A 1,454-nucleotide genomic window follows, 5' to 3' on the forward strand; every position below is an offset into this window, starting at 1 on the left:
ATATATCGAATAAAGTGACAGCGTTATTAATTTTATACCATCTTAGATGTATGATTAGGGTGTATATTAATTATGGGGTAAAAGTCACTGATTGTTGGCTATGCGAGGGTATCTTTGATAGATCAGATAATTAAATATCCAGACAAAAATAAAATTACTTTAAACAAATATATAATGCCTGTAAATAGTTGCTGGGAAGTATTTTGGGGTGGAGATAATGAATTATTTAATTATCATTATCCAAATGAATCACAAAGGTATGCTTATGATTTAATTATTAGAAAAAATAATATGAGTTTTAAAAATTTTGGCTATATTAATAAGGATTATTATTGTTTTAGTGAAGATATTATAGCCCCACAAGATGGCATCATAATAGATATAGAGAATAAATAACCTGATAGTGACTCACAAAAAGATAATAATTTACTTGAAAATTACGTTTTAATATCACTTAAACACAATGAATATAGCCTCTTAGCTCATTTAGAATACTCTAGTATAAACGTTTTAATCGGTGAAAAGGTACACCAAGGAGATTTGATAGGTAAATGTGGAAATTCTGGTAACTCTTCCGAGCCACATTTACATTTTCAAGTTATGAACTCATCTAAAATAGACGAATATGTTTCTTTAAAAATTGAATTTTCTAATGGAAGATCACCTATAAAAGGAGATAGTATATAAAAATTAAAAGGGAGTACTAAGCAGTGGAAATTTTAATTAAAATAATAGATGTAATCGTTGCTATTGTATCTACTTTTACGGATGAGACTTCGAAATATTTAGCGAAATTAAAAGAAAAAAGGGATAAAAATAAAAAATAAAATTTTAGAAATTATCAATTTACGAATCTTTGGTATTTTAAATATATGAGAGAATATTTTATCAGATAAATTAACATAAAATGACTTATCAGAAGTTATCTGTCACTCATACATAACAGATGATATAAATAATATAGGCCGCCTATCTCTCAGGCGTCAAATGTAGACGTAGAGAGAAGGTGCATTATTTTGTTAATCGTTTTCGTTAACAAAATTATAACACTGGTTAATAGGGGGGGCAAAACACTTATATTAAAAAAATGGGGAACTTTGAGTAGTATTATAAGCTATAGTACAGAAATATTTAAGTGTTTGTATTCAGAATTTAGCTTTCCATTAAATGATATATTGCTAGAAGGTACTGATAAAAAAGTGAGTAAAGAATATATAAACAAGAATCAGAAAAATTTTTATTGTCTATAATCATCTATTATTTTCTTTTTACTAGTAACTTCGATAATTGCAAACAGTATCATTGGTCATTAAAAAAATAAAAGATGAATAAAAAATAACATATAACATTAATAAGATAATTGATCTTTTTTAGTGGCTCTATAATCAATCAGTCTGGGACATAAATTATATAGTAATGCTATTTATCAAATTCGCAGTAGTTGACTGAACTGA

1 protein-coding gene and 1 pseudogene are annotated in these 1,454 nt (G+C 26.5%); both read left to right on the forward strand.

From position 1 onward, the window contains the following. Positions 1-114: 114 nt before the first annotated feature. On the forward strand, positions 115-396 hold the full coding sequence (locus tag KA909_RS11620; protein ID WP_193839575.1) for a hypothetical protein: 282 nt from the start codon (positions 115-117) through the stop codon (positions 394-396). A gap of 33 nt (positions 397-429) precedes the next feature. Further along, positions 430-687, forward strand: a pseudogene (locus KA909_RS13875) (M23 family metallopeptidase); the annotation flags it as partial. Positions 688-1,454 lie beyond the last annotated feature (767 nt).

Source organism: Staphylococcus sp. GDX8P54P (assembly GCF_017893165.1).
Classification (GTDB): domain Bacteria; phylum Bacillota; class Bacilli; order Staphylococcales; family Staphylococcaceae; genus Staphylococcus; species Staphylococcus borealis.